The organism is Curtobacterium sp. VKM Ac-2852, assembly GCF_013205045.1.
GTDB classification, from domain to species: Bacteria; Actinomycetota; Actinomycetes; order Actinomycetales; family Microbacteriaceae; genus Curtobacterium; species Curtobacterium flaccumfaciens.
The window spans coordinates 548,935-567,203 of record NZ_JABMLI010000001.1 but is presented as its reverse complement, the minus strand read 5'-3'; the positions used below and the strand labels follow the sequence as shown (position 1 = coordinate 567,203).

General features: G+C 64.9%; 22 protein-coding genes. 12 read left to right on the top strand and 10 right to left on the bottom strand.

Annotation, left to right across the window (positions count from 1 at the left end; translation table 11 throughout):
* Positions 1-37: 37 nt before the first annotated feature.
* Positions 38-1,057, top strand: coding sequence for a tryptophan--tRNA ligase (trpS, locus tag HQQ79_RS02810; protein ID WP_173033081.1), 1,020 nt, complete (start codon positions 38-40; stop codon positions 1,055-1,057).
* Here the strand turns inward: trpS and HQQ79_RS02805 are convergent.
* Complete coding sequence (locus HQQ79_RS02805) at positions 1,042-1,527, bottom strand: VOC family protein (RefSeq protein ID WP_216852153.1); 486 nt, start codon at positions 1,525-1,527, stop codon at positions 1,042-1,044. The genes trpS and HQQ79_RS02805 overlap by 16 nt on opposite strands.
* Before the next feature lie 188 nt (positions 1,528-1,715).
* Positions 1,716-2,135, bottom strand: coding sequence for a hypothetical protein (locus HQQ79_RS02800; protein ID WP_173032426.1), 420 nt, complete (start codon positions 2,133-2,135; stop codon positions 1,716-1,718).
* A 1,066-nt stretch (positions 2,136-3,201) separates the two neighbouring features.
* Between HQQ79_RS02800 and HQQ79_RS02795 the strand changes: the two genes are divergently transcribed.
* From HQQ79_RS02795 to HQQ79_RS02755, 9 genes are read left to right on the top strand one after another with little or no spacing between them, the layout of a single operon-like run.
* Positions 3,202-4,269 carry an AMP-binding protein gene (locus HQQ79_RS02795; protein ID WP_173032425.1) on the top strand — a complete coding sequence of 356 codons (1,068 nt, stop codon included), beginning with the start codon at positions 3,202-3,204 and terminating at the stop codon, positions 4,267-4,269.
* Positions 4,266-4,532 (top strand): acyl carrier protein, encoded by a 267-nt coding sequence (locus HQQ79_RS02790; RefSeq protein ID WP_173032424.1) that lies wholly within the window; start codon positions 4,266-4,268, stop codon positions 4,530-4,532. Before HQQ79_RS02795 ends, HQQ79_RS02790 begins: the two co-directional genes overlap by 4 nt.
* Before the next feature lie 29 nt (positions 4,533-4,561).
* Complete coding sequence (locus HQQ79_RS02785; protein WP_173032423.1) at positions 4,562-4,936, top strand: ectoine synthase; 375 nt, start codon at positions 4,562-4,564, stop codon at positions 4,934-4,936.
* Entirely contained in the window at positions 4,936-6,093 is a 1,158-nt protein-coding gene (locus HQQ79_RS02780) for an acyl-CoA dehydrogenase family protein (RefSeq protein ID WP_173032422.1), read from the top strand. The genes HQQ79_RS02785 and HQQ79_RS02780 overlap by 1 nt, the downstream gene beginning before the upstream one ends.
* 19 nt (positions 6,094-6,112) lie before the next feature.
* Positions 6,113-6,790: a transglutaminase family protein gene (locus HQQ79_RS02775; protein ID WP_173032421.1), complete on the top strand. Its 678-nt coding sequence runs from the start codon at positions 6,113-6,115 to the stop codon at positions 6,788-6,790.
* A complete protein-coding gene (locus HQQ79_RS02770; RefSeq protein ID WP_173032420.1) occupies positions 6,787-7,746 on the top strand; it encodes a pseudouridine-5'-phosphate glycosidase in 960 nt (319 codons plus the stop codon). The genes HQQ79_RS02775 and HQQ79_RS02770 overlap by 4 nt, the downstream gene beginning before the upstream one ends.
* Positions 7,743-8,408, top strand: a complete 666-nt coding sequence (locus HQQ79_RS02765) for an HAD family hydrolase (protein ID WP_173032419.1) — start codon at positions 7,743-7,745, stop codon at positions 8,406-8,408. The genes HQQ79_RS02770 and HQQ79_RS02765 overlap by 4 nt, the downstream gene beginning before the upstream one ends.
* Complete coding sequence (locus tag HQQ79_RS02760) at positions 8,405-9,772, top strand: MFS transporter (protein WP_173032418.1); 1,368 nt, start codon at positions 8,405-8,407, stop codon at positions 9,770-9,772. The genes HQQ79_RS02765 and HQQ79_RS02760 overlap by 4 nt, the downstream gene beginning before the upstream one ends.
* Positions 9,769-10,521 carry a hypothetical protein gene (locus tag HQQ79_RS02755; RefSeq protein ID WP_173032417.1) on the top strand — a complete coding sequence of 251 codons (753 nt, stop codon included), beginning with the start codon at positions 9,769-9,771 and terminating at the stop codon, positions 10,519-10,521. The genes HQQ79_RS02760 and HQQ79_RS02755 overlap by 4 nt, the downstream gene beginning before the upstream one ends.
* A gap of 7 nt (positions 10,522-10,528) precedes the next feature.
* Here the strand turns inward: HQQ79_RS02755 and HQQ79_RS02750 are convergent, their stop codons facing one another.
* The 7 genes from HQQ79_RS02750 to HQQ79_RS02720 form a co-directional block, all read right to left on the bottom strand.
* Positions 10,529-11,155, bottom strand: coding sequence for a ScbR family autoregulator-binding transcription factor (locus tag HQQ79_RS02750; RefSeq protein WP_173032416.1), 627 nt, complete (start codon positions 11,153-11,155; stop codon positions 10,529-10,531).
* Between the two features lie 257 nt (positions 11,156-11,412).
* Positions 11,413-12,186 carry a hypothetical protein gene (locus HQQ79_RS02745; RefSeq protein ID WP_216852152.1) on the bottom strand — a complete coding sequence of 258 codons (774 nt, stop codon included), beginning with the start codon at positions 12,184-12,186 and terminating at the stop codon, positions 11,413-11,415.
* 257 nt (positions 12,187-12,443) lie between these two features.
* A complete protein-coding gene (locus HQQ79_RS02740; RefSeq protein WP_173032414.1) occupies positions 12,444-12,695 on the bottom strand; it encodes a hypothetical protein in 252 nt (83 codons plus the stop codon).
* Entirely contained in the window at positions 12,692-13,555 is an 864-nt protein-coding gene (locus tag HQQ79_RS02735) for an antitoxin VbhA family protein (RefSeq protein ID WP_173032413.1), read from the bottom strand. Before HQQ79_RS02735 ends, HQQ79_RS02740 begins: the two co-directional genes overlap by 4 nt.
* 47 nt (positions 13,556-13,602) lie before the next feature.
* Positions 13,603-13,911 carry a hypothetical protein gene (locus tag HQQ79_RS02730; protein ID WP_173032412.1) on the bottom strand — a complete coding sequence of 103 codons (309 nt, stop codon included), beginning with the start codon at positions 13,909-13,911 and terminating at the stop codon, positions 13,603-13,605.
* Positions 13,908-14,918, bottom strand: a complete 1,011-nt coding sequence (locus tag HQQ79_RS02725; protein WP_173032411.1) for a hypothetical protein — start codon at positions 14,916-14,918, stop codon at positions 13,908-13,910. The genes HQQ79_RS02730 and HQQ79_RS02725 overlap by 4 nt, the downstream gene beginning before the upstream one ends.
* A gap of 42 nt (positions 14,919-14,960) precedes the next feature.
* The gene (locus HQQ79_RS02720; protein WP_173032410.1) at positions 14,961-15,572 is read right to left on the bottom strand and encodes a hypothetical protein; all 612 of its coding nucleotides are present in this window, start codon (positions 15,570-15,572) and stop codon (positions 14,961-14,963) included.
* 139 nt (positions 15,573-15,711) lie between these two features.
* Here HQQ79_RS02720 and HQQ79_RS02715 point away from each other — a divergent pair, with 139 nt between their 5' ends.
* Together HQQ79_RS02715 and HQQ79_RS02710 are read left to right on the top strand one after the other, a co-directional pair.
* Positions 15,712-15,963, top strand: a complete 252-nt coding sequence (locus tag HQQ79_RS02715) for a hypothetical protein (RefSeq protein WP_173032409.1) — start codon at positions 15,712-15,714, stop codon at positions 15,961-15,963.
* Positions 15,964-16,485: 522 nt separating this feature from the next.
* Positions 16,486-16,995, top strand: a complete 510-nt coding sequence (locus HQQ79_RS02710; RefSeq protein ID WP_173032408.1) for a hypothetical protein — start codon at positions 16,486-16,488, stop codon at positions 16,993-16,995.
* 807 nt (positions 16,996-17,802) lie between these two features.
* On the opposite strand, the gene HQQ79_RS02705 is transcribed toward HQQ79_RS02710, so the two are convergent.
* Positions 17,803-18,147: an Lsr2 family protein gene (locus HQQ79_RS02705; RefSeq protein ID WP_173032407.1), complete on the bottom strand. Its 345-nt coding sequence runs from the start codon at positions 18,145-18,147 to the stop codon at positions 17,803-17,805.
* Between the last annotated feature and the right edge of the window lie 122 nt (positions 18,148-18,269).

Below are 18,269 nucleotides of genomic sequence, written 5' to 3'. Positions count from 1 at the left end.
AACACACGTGAACACCTTCACCGCAACCCAAGAACGCATGCGGGCACTCGACGCCCGCATCACAGCCCACCCTGATCGGTTCCGCGTCCTCACCGGCGAACGACCAACCGGACGACTGCACCTCGGTCACTACTTCGGCACCGTTGCTGAACGCGTCACGCTGCAGGCTCGGGGTGTCGAGACGTTCCTCGTGCTGGCCGACTACCAGGTCATCACCGACCGCGACACCACCGACAACGTGGCCATCAACGTCCACGAGGCGGTGTTGGACTACCTCGCCGCGGGATTAGCCCCGGCATCGACGACGATCTTCACGCACTCGTCCGTCCCAGCGCTGAACCAACTCCTCCTGCCGTTCCTCAGCCTCGTGAGCGAAGCAGAGCTCCACCGGAACCCGACGGTCAAAGCCGAACTCGCGGCGTCTGGACGGGCCCTCAGCGGCCTGATGCTGACCTACCCGGTCCACCAAGCGGCCGACATCCTCTTCTGCAAGGGCAACCTCGTCCCCGTCGGGAAAGACAACCTCCCCCACGTCGAACTGACCAGGACGATCGCGCGCCGCTTCAACGACCGCTACGGCGACGTGTTCCCAGAACCGGAACCGCTCGTCACCGCATCCCCCGAAGTGCCCGGCGTCGACGGCCGGAAGATGTCCAAGAGCTACGGCAACGCCATCGCACTCAGCATGACCAACGATGAAACCGCCGCCGTCATCCGCCGAACCCCAACCGACGGTGACCGACACATCACCTTCGACCCCGTCGGACGACCCGGAATCGCAGCGCTCCTCACGACCGCAGCGCTCTGCGCCAGCACAACCCCCGAGCTGATCGCTGAGCAGATCGGGTCAAAGGGCGCTGCAGAGCTGAAGCGAGTGGCCACCGACACCATCAACGACTACTTCGCGGCGCATCGCCGACGCCGAGCAGAACTCGCACGGGATAGATCGGCCGTGATCGACGTGCTGCAAGCCGGGGTCGAACGCGCGAACACCATTGCTGAGACTACCCTCGACGAAGTCCGTAGCGCCATGGGCATGCACTACACGCTGATGTGACGACCGCACCGGCCCAGCCGACGCGTCTCAATAGCCAATCGTCTACCGGGCGGTTGGTCGTCGCCCCAGTGACGACTGGAACCGCACGAGGTATCCGTCAGGGTCCTGGACGAGGAATTGATGCACCCCGACCTCTTCCTCTCCGATGCCAACCACTTCGCCTCAGGTCGCATGAAGAGCTCAACGCCAGCCTGTCCAAGCACCTGCGCCAGCGCCTCAGAGTCCAACACCGTGATCTGGAAAATCACCCCGCGGCCCAGCGGGCGCTCAAGAGGCCCCGTGATCCAGTTGCGACCCACACCTGCTTGTTCGAGCATCAGGTGCGCGGAACCGAGCGTGATGTACGCGAAGCGTTCCTCCGGGCGCGAGTAGGCGACGTCGAAGCCGCAGAAGTCGCACCAGAACTTGACGCTCCGATCCAAGTCGGCCACGAGTAGCTCTGGAACGAGCGAGGGTTCAAGGGGGTCCATCACCGGATCATCGTCGCAGCCCTCACCCTGCGGGCAGTCCCGGTAGCGGATGGGCTATCGAGACGATCTGAATGCATCGGCTGCGTCTGACTCGATCATTGTTCGCAGAAGCGGCGTAGAACACGGCCGTGTGCTCGGTGGTCGTCATCGCCGCGACGAAGGCGCGGATGGCATCCGTGGGGCTGGCGCTACCAGCTGCTGAGGCTGCCAATGACGGCGATCGCTGCAGCGAGCGCAGTGACGGTGCTGAGGAAACCGAGCCACTTGCCCCACTCGTCGAACCCACGGTCCTTGTGCACGCTTCCCACCAACCGCAGAGCAGCGCCTGCGAGGGCCAGCACAGCTGTTCCGACACCTGCCACGGCGAGCCACGCGTCGACGAAGCCCACCGAAGTCAGCATCGCGATGGGAAACGGGAGGGCCAGCGCGATGAACACGGCAAAGAGGCCGACGACGCCGGGAATCGCTCCGATCTGCGTGTCATTGAGCACCGAAGCCTTGTCCTCTGCGGTGCTTGGCGCTGTCGTCGAGAGAACGGGTTCAGCTTTCCACGTCTTGATTTTTTGCCTGAACGGCACTCGCGCGGTTTTGGTCTGAGGAATAGTCACCGAACCTGTTTACAGGTACGACGTGCGGACGCGGAGCGCGGCACGCCGCAGCTCGCGGCACGCCGCAGCTCGCGCCACGCCGCAGCTCGCGGTCCGTTTCCGTGATCGCCGCATGCGACCCGTCGCTCCCGGGCGGGTCGGTGGTGGTGCGGCGGAACCAAACTCCGCCCGTCGTTGGCGACAGCGGTCCTCAAAACTGGTGATCTCTGAGCGCAGGGCTACCTGAACTCAGAACAGCAAAGGCCCCCGTAATTCTCACGCAACGTCTCAGCGGTGGATACGTTCACCGAAGCGAGCAAGGCCATCCTCAACCTGATCGGGACCCACCCCGGCGAGTGCCAACCTTCCGGACGTGGCGCCGACGAGGGTGGGTATCAGCACGACGACGGCGGCGACGTAGGCCGGTGCGGCATTCTTGATCCTCCCGATACGCCGAGTGTCGGTTCCCTGTCAATCGAAGCCCCACGTCGGTCGACGTCGACCACTACGTGATTACTGACCGCCTCGCTGTTACTGCGACTGGCGCCAGTGTGTCTTGAACCGCCGCGCACCGTTGGGCTCGCTACTTCTGCGGCGGCAGGCGCTGTGGCCCCTGCGCGTGCTGGTGGTCACCTGCGGAGTCCGGACACGTTGCGTCGAGAGGTTCACCAGGCGCCAACAGTACCCGCCCAGTTCAGGTCGCCGACAGTTAGGCACCGCACTAGGTGACGAGCTCCGAAACAGGAGGCAACAAGCCCTAGACAGAAGAAAACATGCATGTATGTTTGGTTCTGTCGAAGGGGAAACGATGGCGACAAGGGGAATCTGGGAAGTAGTGTCGGCGCACGCCGTTGCTCGTCCCGACAGCACCGCTCTGCGCGGCGAGGCATGGTCACTGACATACGCAAGTCTTCGAGACTCCGTGCTTGACACGCCAACAGTCGACCGGTCTGTCGATCTTGTGCTTGCGGATAGGGCAGGTGCAGCCGTGGCAGCGGTACTTGCCGCTCAACGGAACCGTCGGCCCGCGGCCCTTATCCCGGAAGCAGCGGGAGCCGGGTATCGGCAGTCCATACGAGACTCGCTCGTGACAGCGGCGATCATGGGCGGCCCGATCGCTCCCGCCGACGAGGGCATCATCACCGCCACGTCCGGGTCCACAGGTGTTCCGAAGCTGGTGCTCCACGACCCGCAGGGAATCGATCGGTTCACGGCATGGGTCATCGACCGGTTCAAGCTCGACGCATCGACCATCTCGCTGGTTTGCAGCCCGATGAACTTCGACGTGTCCCTGTTTGACGTATGGGCCGTCCTCCGCGCTGGCGGGACAGCAGCCTTCGCGGACGCCGAGACCGTTGCCAACGCGTCCGCTCTTGTAAAGCAAGCGTCGCAACAGAAGGTGACGCTCATCCAGGCGGTCCCTGCTGTTCTCACTCGGCTCGTCGCAACGGGGCTGACTCTGCCCGCCGTCGAGACCGTGGTCTCCACCGGTGACTTCTTCCCCACCGAGAAGATCGACGCGCTCCGAGAAACGTTCCCCAACGCCGAACTAGTCAGCATCTACGGGTCCACCGAAACGAACGACACGTTCATCAACGACATCGGCTCAGCAGCAGAGGGCTTCATCGGCGAAACCATCGCAGGCGTACGAGCGCGAGTCGAACCCGCCAGCGAACCTGGGACGGGGACACTCCACGTACTGTCACCGTTCCAAGCGATCGGCTACCTCAACGCGTCGAACGAAGCGTGGACGACCAGCGCCGAGCAGCGGTGGTTCGACACCGGGGACATCGTCGAGGAAACACCCCGCGGACTCCGCCTCCTCGGCCGATCAGACCGTGTGGCCAAGATCAACGGCAACCGCGTCAGCCTCGATGACGTCGAAGCTGTCGCGCGAACCCACCCCGCCGTCTCCTCCGCGATCGCAGTCCTCCATCACGCCGAGAGCAAACGACTCGAGGTGGTCGTTCAACTCGCCCCTGAGGCGAGCCTCTCCAAGCTGGCGCTCCGCACCTGGATGGCACAACGACTTCCACGAGCCGCCCTACCGGCACGGCTGTGGATCATGCGAGCCCCTTTCCCGCTGACTTCAACAGGGAAAGTCGACCGCAACGCAACGCACCGTCACGCCCTCCGAGAGGAACAAAACGCATGACCGTCAAGGAACAGATCCGCGAGTACATCATCACCAACCACGCCCCCGACCTCGCCGGCGAAGAAATTCCCGGCGACTACGACCTCCTCGCGAACGGTGTCATCGACAGCCTCGCCCTGCTCGAACTCGTCGAATGGGTGCAGGAGAAGTGGGACATCAACGTCGCCGACGTCGAACTCACCCCTGCCGACTTCCAGAGCATCGACGCCATCGAACAGTTCATTCAGAACCTCAGTGCCGGCGCGACCGTCGTCGCGAACTAACGCAGCACCCTCAACGAAAGGAAACCAGATTGTTCACTCGCACCCGCGCCGAGGTCGAATCCGTCAACTGGGGAAACGGCACCAGTGAACGCCTTTTGACCGCGAACGACGTTTTTGGCTTCACCGTCGCTCACACCGTCGTCAAGGCAGGAACCCGGTCCCCGCTGCAGTACCGCAACCACCTGGAGGCGTGCTACTGCATCGGCGGTAGCGGTGCGGTCGAGTCCGAGGACGGCGTCCGACACGAGGTCGTCGCAGGCACTCTCTACGCGCTCGACCAGCACGACGCGCACTTCCTCGTCGCCAGTGACCACGAGGACCTCGAACTCATCAGTGTCTTCAACCCGCCGCTCACCGGGAACGAACGCCACACGGTGACCGCAGACGGATTCTCAAGCTACTGATGGCCGTCGACACACTGGAACGGCCCGCCACCTCGATCGTGCAAACGGTCAGCGACAGGATCCGTGCCGCGAAGCCCGCCCTCAACGAGGGCGTCGCCGAGCGCGACCGGTCGGCAACCTTCCCAACAGACGCATGGCACACACTGGCTTCCACAGGACTCTTCCGGATCGGCATCGAAAAGGAGTTCGGCGGTGCCGACCTGCCGCTCACCGAGCAGCTGCAGGTCGCAGAGCTCCTCGGGGTCGAGAGTGAAGACGCTGGCCTCAACTTCAGCGCGGCAACCCACCTCGCAAGCACAGCGTTCGCGCTGTCCCGGTTCGGGACCGCAGCTGCGAAGGCTGCCTACCTGCCGGAGATTGCAAGCGGCGACCGCATCGGCAGCCACGCGATCACCGAAGCGGACGTCGGTTCCGACGCGCTCTCGATGAGTGCGACGGGCTCCATCGATGGAGATCACATCGTCCTCAACGGCGATAAGACCTTCGTCACCAACGGTCCGGTCGCAGACCTCACCGTCGTGTACGTTCGCTCGCGCCCGAACGCTGGTCCGCTCGGTCTCACAGCCGTCGTCGTGCCTGCCGAGACCGCCGGACTCGAGCGAGGTGCTCCGCTCGAGAAGTCAGCACTCCGCACGTCACCAATTGGCACATTGCGGCTCCGGAACTGCCGCGTGCCACGGGCGAACATCCTAGGCGGTACCGGTGCGGGGTTCCTCGTCCTCGACGCCGTCATGGCGCATGAAATCCTCGTCTCCTTCACCATGAACATCGGGGAGATGCAGCGTCGGCTGGACGCCACGATCCGGCGGGTGCGCAGCCGCCACCAGTTCGGGCAACCCCTCGCTTCGTTCCAAGGCGTGCAAGACGCACTCGTCGAGATGCACATGGACATCGACACGGCTCGCCTGGCACTCGCCGCAGCAGCTACAGAAGTCGCAACCGGAGCACGTGCGTCCGCGCGTATCGCCGCCGCGAAGATCCTCACCAGTAAGGCGAACCTCTCCACCGCTCAGAAAGCAATCGAACTGCACGGTGGAGCCGGCGTCCTCAGTGCCTCCGGCGTCGAACGCGGTCTTCGCGACGCGATGGGTGGACCGATCTACTCCGGTACCAACGCAATTCAACGACTGAAGATCGCCAAGAGTCTCGGGCTCTGACGACCGAAAGAAGGAATCGATGCCCACCACGACAGATGCGACCATCGCTCCGACGTTCCACTTGAACTTTGACCACGAACGCGTGCAACGCTTCGTTGACCAGCACGTGCCCAATCGGGATGCACCCCACCGGGAGCTCGCCGTCCGTCTCCACGACGCCGTGCGGGACCGAATCCGCTACGAGGTGTACGACGCCGACCTCAGCAGAGACGGCACGCGCGCCTCAGCGATCCTTGACAGAGGTCAGGGGTTCTGCGTGCACAAGTCCATCGTCTACGCCGCAGCGCTCCGCGCAGTCGGCATCCCCAGTCGTCTCGTCTACGGCGATGTCCGAAATCACCTCGCATCGGACCGCTTGCTCGAACTCATGGGCGGCGACTTGTTCACCTTCCACGCACTCGTATCCGTCCAACTCGACGGGCAGTGGATTCGTGCGACGCCCGTCTTCAACAAGCTGCTCTGCAAGCTCTACGGGATCCAGCCGCTTGAGTTCGACGGTCACAACGACAGCTACTACCACCCGCACGATCTCGCAGGCCGCCGACACATGGAGTTCGTGCAGTGGCGCGGCGAGTTCGACGACTTCCCCTGGCAGACCGTCACGGACGGAATCGCGAAGAACCACCCCAGGCTGGTCGGAGCGGGGGAGCGCACCACCACCGGCTCACTCCTCGACGAGGCGGAGACGACCCGATGACGATCATCGTCGAGAGAGCCGTTCAGGAAGCGCTCGACCAGGGTGCCCCCGTGGTCGCCCTCGAATCGTCCAACATCACGGCGGGTGTCCTCCCCGCGAACCTCGAACTCGCGCGCGACATGGACGCCGCAGTCGCCGCACACGGAGCGCTCCCTGCTCGTGTCGCCATGCTCGATGGGAACCTCCACGTCGGCCTCACCGAGGACGAGCTGATCCGTATCGCCACCGAGCACGACGAGGAGAAGGTCAGCACGCGCGACCTCGCAGTCGGCATGGCCCGGAACGCGACCGCCGGCACCACGGTGTCAGCGAGTCTCATTGCTTCCGTCGCTGCGGGTATCCGAGTGTTCGCCGTCGCAGGAATCGGTGGAGTCCATCGGGGTGCCGAGACGTCGTTCGATATCTCGACGGACCTGACGCAATTTCAAACGTCTCCCAGCCTCGTCGTCTGCGCCGGAGCGAAGTCACTCCTCGATCCGAGACTCACCCTCGAGTACCTCGAGACAGCTGGTGTGCCTGTCATCGGGTACGCCAGCGACGACTTCCCCGGGTACCTCGCGGTGTCCAGCGGCGAGCGAAACCCCCTCCGAAGCGACGACCTCCAGGAGATCGCGCGAATCGCTCACCACCACTGGGCCGACGTAGCTCGAACCGCAGTGCTCGTGACCTCCCCGCTCCCAGCCGAAGATGGCGTCGACCCGGACGTGCTGCTCCAGCTCATCAACGACGCGCTCGCGGAGGCGGCGACCTCAGGCGCCAGCGGTGCTGCACTGACACCGTTCGTGCAACGCGCCGTCGCGGCTGCCACAAACGGGCGTTCAAGCACCGCGAATCGCGCTGCGCTGTTGTCGACCGTCTCATTGGCTGCCAACCTGGCTGTCGAAGAAGCTGCCGTCCGACAAGCAGAGCCGTCTTTGGTCACAACAGACCTCCGGCAGGGCTGGTCCTCGCGATGACAGCATTCCTCTTCGACCTCGACGGCACGGTTATGGACACCCCGTCCGTGATCGTCGGAAGTCTCAAGTCGATGCTCGAAGGACGAGACGACATCTCGGAAACGCTGCTGCGGAGCCAGATCGGACGGCCGTTGGACGCAATCGTCGGGACCCTGCTCCCAGACGTCGACCACGAAGGAGCCGAGCGAGCACGTCAACGTTTCCGTCAGCACTTCGCGGAAGCGACCCGCCACGACGCGCAACGACTCGTGATCGCCGAGGTCATGGAAGCGGTGGCTGAGGTGCGAGCGAATGGGTCGAGGACTGCCATTGTGACCAGCAAGATCACGGCATCCGCGGAAGAGCTCCTGAGGGCGGGCGGTATCCGACAGTCGTTCGATGCTGTGATCGGTCATGATCGAGCCTCACGAGGGAAGCCGTCACCCGAGCTCGCACTCATTGCTGCGGCACAGCTCCGCGAACTTCCAGAGCACTGCGTCGTCATCGGAGACTCCGTGGATGACATGGCCATGGGCGCAGACGCCGGTATGACAACCGTCGGCGTCCTCTGGGGCGTGGCTGCGCGTCGGGACCTCGAACAGGCGGGCGCCATGGTCACCGTAACGAACCCAAACGAGCTGAGCGGCGTGCTCAGGCGATCCACGACGCGAGGTGCGGCATGACGACCACAGAGACTCGACAGAAGCCACACGGACTCGCCCTCGCAACACTCTGTGCCGCACAGTTCCTCGTCGCGCTCGACTTCTCGGTGATGTACGTCGCGTTGCCCACAATCGGCAGCGACCTCAACCTCTCGGACGCCGCAGCACAGTGGGTCGTTAGCGCGTACGCGGTCTTCTTCGCCGGCCTCCTGCTCGTCGGAGGGCGCCTGACGGACCGCCTCGGGGCGCGGAACGTGTTCGTCGCATCGTTCCTGCTCTTCGGCCTCGCGAGCCTCGTCGGGGGTTTCGCCCCGAACGGCGAAGTGCTCCTCGGTGCGCGGGCTGCTCAGGGAGCAGCAGCAGCTCTCCTGCAACCGAGCGTCCTTGGACTACTGAGCGCGACCTTCGACGGCGAGAACCGCAAGCGGGCCGTCTCGGTGTGGGGTGCGGTCGGAGCATCCGGGCTCGCGCTTGGTGTCATCCTCGGCGGTGTCTTGACCGCGCTGGACTGGCGCTGGACGTTCCTCATCAACCTGCCGTTTGTTGCCGCCGGGATCGCAGGGGCACTCGTGGCCTTCCGGTCGGTTGATGCGCACAGGAGCCAGGAGCGGATCCCGGTTACTGGGGCGGTCCTCGGTACCGCTTCGCTCCTCACCGCAGTCTTCGCGTTGACGATCGTCGCTGAGCCGACCCCCAACCTGGTTCTCGGGGGTGCAGCTTTCGTGGCATTCGTCGTCGCGGGCGTGCTGTTCCTCCGACACGAGAGGGGTCCGACGCCCCTCATCGAGCGGGCCCTGCGTCAGGTGCGCAGCATCAGGCTCGGCGCGGCGGCGACCGCCCTCTACATGGCTTCCGTTGGTTCGGAGTTCTACCTCGTCACCCTGCTCCTCCAGCAGGCGCACGGGTACAACCCACTCCAGGCCGGCTTCGGCTTCCTGCCATTGGCAGTGATGGTCACCATCGGCAACATCGTCGCCGGCCGACTCATCTCTCGGCTCCCTGTAGAGCGCGTGCTACTCGTTGGATTCATCATCGGCGCGGGAGGGTTGCTCCTGCTGGCGATCACTGGGCGAGCCGACTACGCCTACGGAGTGCTACCGGGGCTGCTCATCAGCGGTTTTGGTCACGGAATCATCTACACCTCGATGTTCGCGCTCGGGACCGCAGAGGTGCCGGCGGGGCTCGAAGGCGGAGCGGGCGCTCTGCTGACAACATCGCAGTACCTCTCCTCGTCTGTGACCGTGGCGGTACTGACAATCGTGCTCACCGTGGTCGAAGGCGATGCGGCCTTCACAGTCGCGTTCCTCGTTACCGCGGCATGCGCCGTTGCCGGGCTCGGTGTTGCGTGGGCAGCGTCGAGGGCGAACGTCGGTGTGGTGTCGTGATCATCGAAGCGTCCACAAGGCTCGGAGCGCTCGTCATCCACAACGATCCGGTCCCGGAGGAGGAGTTGTGGCTCGGGCGGAGCGCAGACGTCAGCATCCACACCGCCCGATTCCCCACACCGCGCGCGTCGGGTGAGCACTTCACTGGTCGTCCGGCCGAACGGATGCTCTCACCAGGAGTCGCCCGGGGGCTCCGGCAATTGGCAGACCTTGGAGTGCATGCAATCGGGTACTGCTTTGTCAGCAGCAGCGTCTTCGGGGGCGGGGACTTCGACGATCAGTTCGAGCAACTGGCCACGGACGAGGCGGGAGGGACACCAGTCATCACTGGCGGGAGAGCACTGCGCGACGAGGTCCGACGTCGAGTGGGACATCGAGATGTCGTTCTGGTCGCTCCGCCCTGGTTCTCGGATGAGACAGTTGCTGCGCTCATTGACTACGTCGAGATCCCGTCGATCCGGGTGCGGACTCATCGGTACGTTCTTGGCCCCGAATGGGAGGGAATTGCCCGTCCGGAGCTATTCGACGCAGGCGCCAGACATGCGATAACCGGCCAGGGGCTCCTGGAGCAGATCTCGGCGCTCGGACTTCGCGGGTCGGAACTCGTCGTAGTTCCAGGTAGCGGCATGCGCAGCTACGCAGCTCAGAAGGTCATCGCTGCTGTACTCGGCCTCGAGACGGTGAGCGCGAACGGGGCGCTACTCTCCGCCCTCGTGTCGAGCGCGAGGGGAGCTGCGCTGGTCAGATGATTCGGCCCTATGCTGCGTCCGCTACCTCCTGGACGTACTGAGCGGCCTCCCGGATACCGATGCCAGGAAGCAAGTAGAGCCAGAGCGAGTCGAGCCGCTCGCAGATGCCCTGGCGTTGTTCCAGTTGGTCCCCGATCTCCTGTACTCCGAAGACGCTCGCGACGACAACCCACGCGACCTCGTCAACAGCGCAATCTTGGGTGATTTCGCCGGCGCCTTGTGCCTCAGCAAGAATGCTCCGAACTTCGTCAATCCAACCTCGAAACGGAGTCGGCAGAGGCGCATCGATGTGCGACGCTTCTTTGATGAGTCGCATGGCCGCCCGGCTTGCAACATCGTCCCGGAACCCAGTTGCGAGGTCGTGCGCGAAGAGCATTAGCAGCCTGACGCCCTCGAATCCTTCTGCGCGGCGATGCGGGACGTATTCAGCCCAGTGCTTGTATTGCTGTTCAGCGAGAGCAGCAGCGATGTCGGCTTTTGATGCGAAATGGAAGTACAGCGAACCCCGTGTGAGCGAGGCTCGCTCGACAACGTCCACCAGTCTGGTGCCGAGGAATCCGTTCTCGTCGAACGCGGCTGCCGCGGCATGGAGGAGCTGGGCTCGGGTGCGGATGGCCCTGTCTTGTGAAGGCAAGTGATGATCCAATTGGGCTTCGGCCTGGGGCCGGTAGCGAGGCGAGGCGTCGGCTCCTTCAGATCCTATCCCTGGTCTTTCTTAGCCCGCGGTGGAGTCTGCTCGTCCGATGAGACGCTTGGTGGGCATCATCAAGATGGCCGCGTCGCTTGCCAAGCGCTGGCGGGTATGTCGCAGGAAACGAGGAGCGACTGCAACTTGGCGTCGTCGCTCCCGGCTGACTGACGTGGGCGTTCGGCTCCACGAGGAGGCGCTAATCAGCTGAGTAGGTTGTGGCGGAGGTCGTAGCCGGTGTCGGCGGCGAACAGAAGCCGGTTCCGCACCTCCTCAAGGGATGCTGTGTCGTCGGCGTTTCGATAGTCGGCGCGGAGGAGAGTGTTCGCGGTGATGATGTCGTCGGTGCGTTCCGTGTATCCGGCGGCGGCTGCGGTGAGGAAGATCGTGGGGTCGGCGGGCCGGACGAGCTCGGTGCCAGCGAATCCGACCGTGTCGGGTTCGAAGCCGAGCGCGACCATGTCGACCTCTTGCTCCGTGAACGCGACGACACGATAGGGCATCTCGCGCTTGCTGATGGCGGGATAGCCGGGCCGATTGGAGATGGCGCGGCCGGAGATGCGGCAGCCCGCGCCGATGAGCCGCTCCGCCTGCTCCGGAAGCTGTAGGTCGGACCGCCACCGCGTGCGGATGCCGCCGGGGCCCGGGTAGCAGGCGATGCTCCAGTCCACGAGCCCACCAACTTTGCGGGACTCCCATCCGATGCTGGTGCGGTGCACGCGTTTCCCGAGCCGAGCGAGGGCGTCGTCCACCTGCCCGGGCGTGAGTTTGCCGCGGTGGACGAGCCCGTCGAAGGTGGCGCCGTTGACGGCGAGCATTCGTGCGACGGCGAAGGTGATGTAGATCGGGGCGGCGTCCTTCCACCGATCGCGGACGCCGAGGACCTGTTTCCCGTCGACCCACACCCGGCGGCGGTCGACGTCGACCAGCAGGACCGTCTCAGTCTGTTCCGCGAGCGCAATCTGCATCTGCATCACCGTGCGAGGGGCGAGTAGGAGCAGCTCTGCTGGTGTGTCTGGTTCTCCACGCGGGTTCCGGGTCGGTGTTGGGAGGCGGGCTCGGCGTCCGTCGGCGAGGCGGATCGTGTCGTGGGACTGGACGGCTGCGTGCAGGCCGGCGAGTTTGAGGACGGCGAGGGCGTCGGTGAGGTCTGCGGTCTCGCCGAGCCCATACGGGAGCGTGATTTGCGGGCGTCCGGCGTAGGCGTCGGCGACCCATTGCAGTGCGGGTCCCATCAGCGGCGCTCTTCCGGGGTGTCGGGTCGGACGAGGGCGATGAGCCAGCGGGCTTCGGTGAGGAAGGGCTCCCACCCGTCCCGGGTGTCACCGTGTGCGGGTTCGCAGCGGTAGCCGCCGTCGCTGTCGGTGCTACTGACGAGGACCTGCCGGAGCTCGGAGTCCGGTGGGTCACGGAAGTACATGTGTCCGTGAGTGCCGGCCATGTCGAACGCGACGGTGAGCAAGAACAGCTCTGGTCGGGTGGTCACCACCGCCACCGCCGTCCCCGGAACAAGGCGATGACCGTCGCGATTGGCCGGCCTTGCTGCATCCAGGCCAACGGTGTCAGGGGCACGTCGTCGACGGCGAGGAACTGCCGGGGTGTGGTCATGAACTCCGTCATCGCCGCCGCGTCGAGGAGCCGCTGCGGGGCCGCTGCGAAGAGCACGTCAAGGCCAGCCAGCAGGCTGGATGGGTCGCCGAACTCGGGCAGGGCGGGCTTCACGATCTGCCAGGTGGGGATGCGTTCTTCGCCGTCGAGGTCGAAGCTTGTCAGCCGGTTCGACCCGAACAGTTCCCCGACCTCATCGACGCTGATCTGCAACGCTGCCGCGGCTTCCGCCTCGGTGAGGGTCGACTCCAGCAGGTGCCGGCGGATGCGCGCCTGCGTGGCCTGCCACCACTCCTCTGGAACGTCCGCACCATCGGCAGGAGCGGCACCGGGGGCGTAGGGGATTTGTCGGCCTTGGTCGGTGTAGGCCTGGAGCTGGTCAATGCTGATCTCACCCCGGGCGTACATCCACAGCTGCGACTGCCAGGGCATGTCGTCCGGGAATCCTTCCAAGTAGCCGGAGTGGATGACGGCGCGGACCGCTTTCTCCCGCTTCGCGATCTCGGACGCTGGGATGAGCAGGGTCTGGACGATGCGGTTCGCCTCCCATGTTGCGGGGACGGTCAGGTCGGTGAGACGCCGCCGGTTCCGGTCAACGAGCTCGTAACCGGGTTCCTTCTCGCTGTGTTCGACCATGATCCGCGCCATCGACGCCTCCGGGTTCTCGGTGTCCTCGAGAAGCACATGCCCCCAAAGGATCCGGTCGTTCGAGAGGTGCAGGGAAACCAAACGCATCATCAGCGGTACCTCCAAGAAGTCGTAAGCGAGCGAGACCTGGGTGCGGGTCAGTTCGCCGGTGGGGTGGGTCGGGTTCGGCCGATGCGTTCCGGCTGCTCAGTGAGGACGAACCGCATCAGCCGGTCCGTTTCCGCCATCGCCGCATCCGATACGTCGCTCCCAGTCGGGTCGGTGGTGGTGAGGCGGAACCAGGGCTCCTCGTCCGCGTGGTCGACCAGGACCGTCGCCCACGGCCGGTCGGGATCGTTCGCCTGCGCGAAGATGGTGGCGCCGAAGAACCGGGCGTCGTCGAAGGCCAACGTCAGGGACACCAGCCGCAACACCACGGGACGGCTCTCGTTCGGAGGGTTCGTCATTGGACGTGCATCCAGCGGAGGTCATGAGCGGTGTCGGCGCGGAAGTGCAGCAGCTGCCGCAACCCGTTCACCGCATCCGTGTGCGCGTCCGTGTACCCGTCCTGCCAGATCAGCGACGCGGTGATGAACTCATCAGTGCAGCACCCAGCGCTCGACGGCGCGAGGATCGTCGTGTCCTGCGGGACGAGGACCTTCACCGTTGCTTCGTCCACGCCGGCGGGTTCGTAGCCGAGCGCGACCATGTCTGGATGGGTTTCGAAGAACGCCGTCAGCCTGTTCGGCGGAACCTCAGCCCACGACTGGTGTGCCGCCCACCGGTCCGACATCACCCCGCCCAGTCCGATGAGCTCATCCGCCTGCTCGTCGAGGGGCGCGGCGCGCTTCCAGCAGGTGCGGATCCCGCCCGCACCCGGATACGCCGCCAGGACCCAGTCCGCGAGAGCGGACCGGTCGCGGGCTTCCCACCCGAGGGGCGTGTGGACCACGTGCTCGCCGAGCGTCAGCAGCGCTGCGCGAACCTGCTCCACCGGCAGCCCGGTACGCGCTGCGATCTCGTTGGTACCACCGCCGTCGACGGTGATGGTGCGGGCGATGGCGAACACGTTCCGCCAGCCCGGCGTCGCGTCCCGCTGCATCGACGACCCGGACACCTGCCGGCCGTCCGCCCACACACGTTGGCGTTTCCCATTCACCACCACCAGGTCCGGATACCGCCGCGCCAGGGACAGCACACCGCCTTCCGACCCGCCCGGCAAGACGATCAGATCCGCGTCGCGACTGTCCGGTGCACCATCAGCGATGGTGGTCGTCGGGTCCGGTGTCGACAGGAACCCAGTCCGCCCGTCCTCGAACCGAAGCCGATCAAACGCCTCCACCTTCGCCGGCATGCCGGCCGCGGCCAATGCGGTCAGTGTGTGAGTGATGTCGATCGTCCACCCCAACCCGAACGGCAACGACAGGATCGACTGCTCGTGGCGGATGTCCTGCACCCACTGCCGGTCGCTCACGAGCAGTCCCGTGGCACGGCCGGTGTGCGGGTCGAGACGACGTTAGGCACGGCCAGCCAACCGTGGGTCATCTTCCGCAAGCCGCTCCAGGCCAAGACCAGACGCGTCGAGGATCGCGGTCTCGCTCTCTTCGGTAGCGACAAACGAGCCAATCTGCGCGTTGACCGCGACAAGCGTCCCGATCCGACTCCGCGCATCCAACACGACGGCCTCTATCTCCTCGTCGGAGCAGTCCCTGCTGAGCTCTGGTTTCGACGGATGCAGCGCCGGGAATTCGAGCTGCTGTACCGGTGGGTGCCACTTCACGCCGATGCGGAGGACCCGGCCGTCGTTGTCATTGCGGTAGAAGAGCGCACCGAACGGATGCCCCATGTCCAGCGTCAGGTCCGCACCGTAGAGCGTCCACCCTGCGGCTTCGTAGGACGCATCCCACCGTTGAACGACGAGTGTGCCAATACCCATCCTCAGGGCAGGGACGACCGTATGACCATCGGGGACGTCGGCATACAGGTCCTGCAACCCGGGAGGGAGGCCTTCACGGAGGCGCTCGAACGGGATCTTCGCCCACCTGATTGCTCCAGCGTGGTGACGCTCGCGGAACGCCTCCTGTTCAGGTGCGGACCGCTCTGGCGGCGATGCGGAATCACTGCTCACTGCGACCTCCATCCCAAGTCTGCTCATAGTAATGCGCACCTCCGTGGTTGTCGAGAGCCGACTTCGCTTCACCAGAAACGCTGACGGTCCGCGCATACAGCAGCTGATGCCGCACCGCGCGGCTCGGAAGGAACCGCTCATGGCAGACCAGACCGATCGCTCCTGGTTCGATCACGACGACGCCGACGGCGTCACCGTCGCAGTCATCACAGATGACCTCCACGTGGAGATCAGCGCACTCGGCATCGTCACGGTGCGTGCCTGGAATGGCGCAGCGCTGCCACTGGACTTCGACGACACGGTCGACGTCGCCGCGGCCCTCACCGAGGCAGTGATGATCCTCCGCGCACGTGGGCACAGCGAGGTAATCCGCCCTGCACAGCAACAGTGACAAATGGTGACAAGACGTTCACCGCCCCAGCTGCCCGCCCCGGCAGCTGTTTGCCTCCCAAACGCTTGCGTCGATCACAGCAGTTAAGTCGTCCAAGGAGTCAGCACGATCCGCAGCCACAGTGCGATCCGGGCCCGTTCTAGGGGTCTGTCTTACTTACTTACTTACTTTTACTACTACTACATGTGTAGGTAGTAGTAGTAGATAGATCCAGGGCACATATAAATACCTGGTCAGCTCTGTAGCCGTACCTCGTGTGAACAAGGGTGAGAAGGGAAGCGAGCCCGCGCTCGAGGGTCTCTGGCGCACCGTGCCGCCGAGACTCGCCAGGAGCGCCGTTCCGGGCTGCATAGGTAGATGCGGCGGACCATGCAACGTGGGACGGACCGGGCGGCATAGCGGGCGGGTCGGTCGGGCCAGCAACTGTTGCCAGCCTGGCCGGCGCGAGAGTTGGAGCCCGAGCGCACAGCAGCGAGCTCAGTCCGCGCATAGAGGGAAGACCACTACCGGAAAGGTCTTCCCATGCCCCACGCTGCTCTCGCCGACCGCGCCGCCGCCTTCATCGCGACGGCTACGCTCCGACACGACGGCAAGTACGACTACGACCAGGTGACAGCCGAGTTCGTCAACGCACACACGAAGGTCACCATCGGCTGCCCCGACCACGGGGACTTTACGCAGACACCCAACGAGCATCGACGTGGCCAACGATGCCCCGATTGCTCCGGACGCCGAGGGTCTCGTCCCATGGCACGCCGCGAGCAGTTCATCGAACGCGCGCGCAGCATTCACGGTGACCGCTACGACTACCGCGACGTCATCTACGTCGACCAGCACACGCCGGTCGTCATCATCTGCCGTGACCACGGTCCGTTCTCGCAGCGGCCCACAAACCACCTCTCGAACAACACCCCAAGCAACTGCCTTCGGTGCGCGCAAGACGTTCGGAATGCGGCGACCCTGCGCATGTGGAAGGACCGTGAACCGCAGCCGCGGAAGAAGCGCACCGGGAAGTTCAAGAAGGCGGCCTGAGAGGCGCTGGGGCAAGCACCCGCTCAGGTTCATGCGGAGAAGGCGCGACGGACGCCGGGTTCGGCATCAAGCTTCGTCGCCCGGCCCCGACGCCGGTCCACGCCGCATCCTCCGGCTGCGCCGACCACCTGGTCGAACGTTGCCTAGACGCAGCGCAGTGACATCGAATACGTGTGCCGCTCCGACTCGGGGTCGGTCTGCACGACAGCGTCAGCTTGCTGCTCAATGGCCGTGATCGTGGGCTTCAGCTGCTTCACAGCCCTCGGTCGACACGTCAGCGCAGCACCTGCATGAGCAAAGTCGGCCGGCCAGCGAGCAGTGCAGCCACCCATCGGTGGTTCCCGTCGACGAGAACGACGCGTCCATCATCGAGTTGCACTCCGAGTGGCCCCTTCGCCCCCCACGATGACTCTGCCGCTCCGAAGAGCAGAGTCGGGTTCGCGAGGTAGTGCAGGAGCGCGTCCAGCCGGACAACCCCTTGCAGACTCGCGTCGACTGCAGTCAGCGGCGTCTCCCGCGACGGCGGTTGCGGGGACCCGCTCCGAACCCACCGCTGCAGCCGTCCCATCGCTTCCGTATCATCCGCGACAGACGCTGCGGGCAGTGCGAGCAGCGGGGTCGGAATCAGAAGGGCCCCGGAGTCGTCAGCCACCGCGAGAGTCGTCAGCCGCTCAGCCCACAGGTCCGCGCTGAGCGGCGGCGACGAACGGCATGCACCGTCAACCAAAGGGGTTGCGAAGTTTACGGCAACGCATTCCGCAAATCCCGCACGTGGGTCACTTCGGAAGGTTCCGACGGGATCGTCCCTCAGCTCGCTGCGGCGTATGCGTCGCGGACCTGCTGGCTGATTCGGCCACGGGCTGCAACTTCGTGGCCGTTCGCCATCGCCCATACGCGGATCTTCGCAAGCTCGTTCGGGTCGCTGCGGTTCTTCGACCCGGCGGAAGCGCTGCGGCTGGAGCGACCCGAAACCTTGCGGCCAGCTGCAATGTAGTCAGAGATGGTCTCACGGAACTTGTCAAAGTTGTCGTCGGAGAGGTCAATCTCGTAGGAGCTCCCGTCGAACGCGAACGTGACCGTTCGCCCCTCGCCGTCTCCGATGGTGTCTCCCGAAAGGTCGTCGACTAGGTGAGTGGTGACTTTCTGCGCCATGAGATGCTCCTTGCGGTCGAAGGGTGGTCAACCAGCATGGCAGAACGTCGTACCGGACACCATTTTGCTCTCTACGTCTGATCAGACCGCTACGGTGCTGCTCGTGCAAGACCACCGAGATA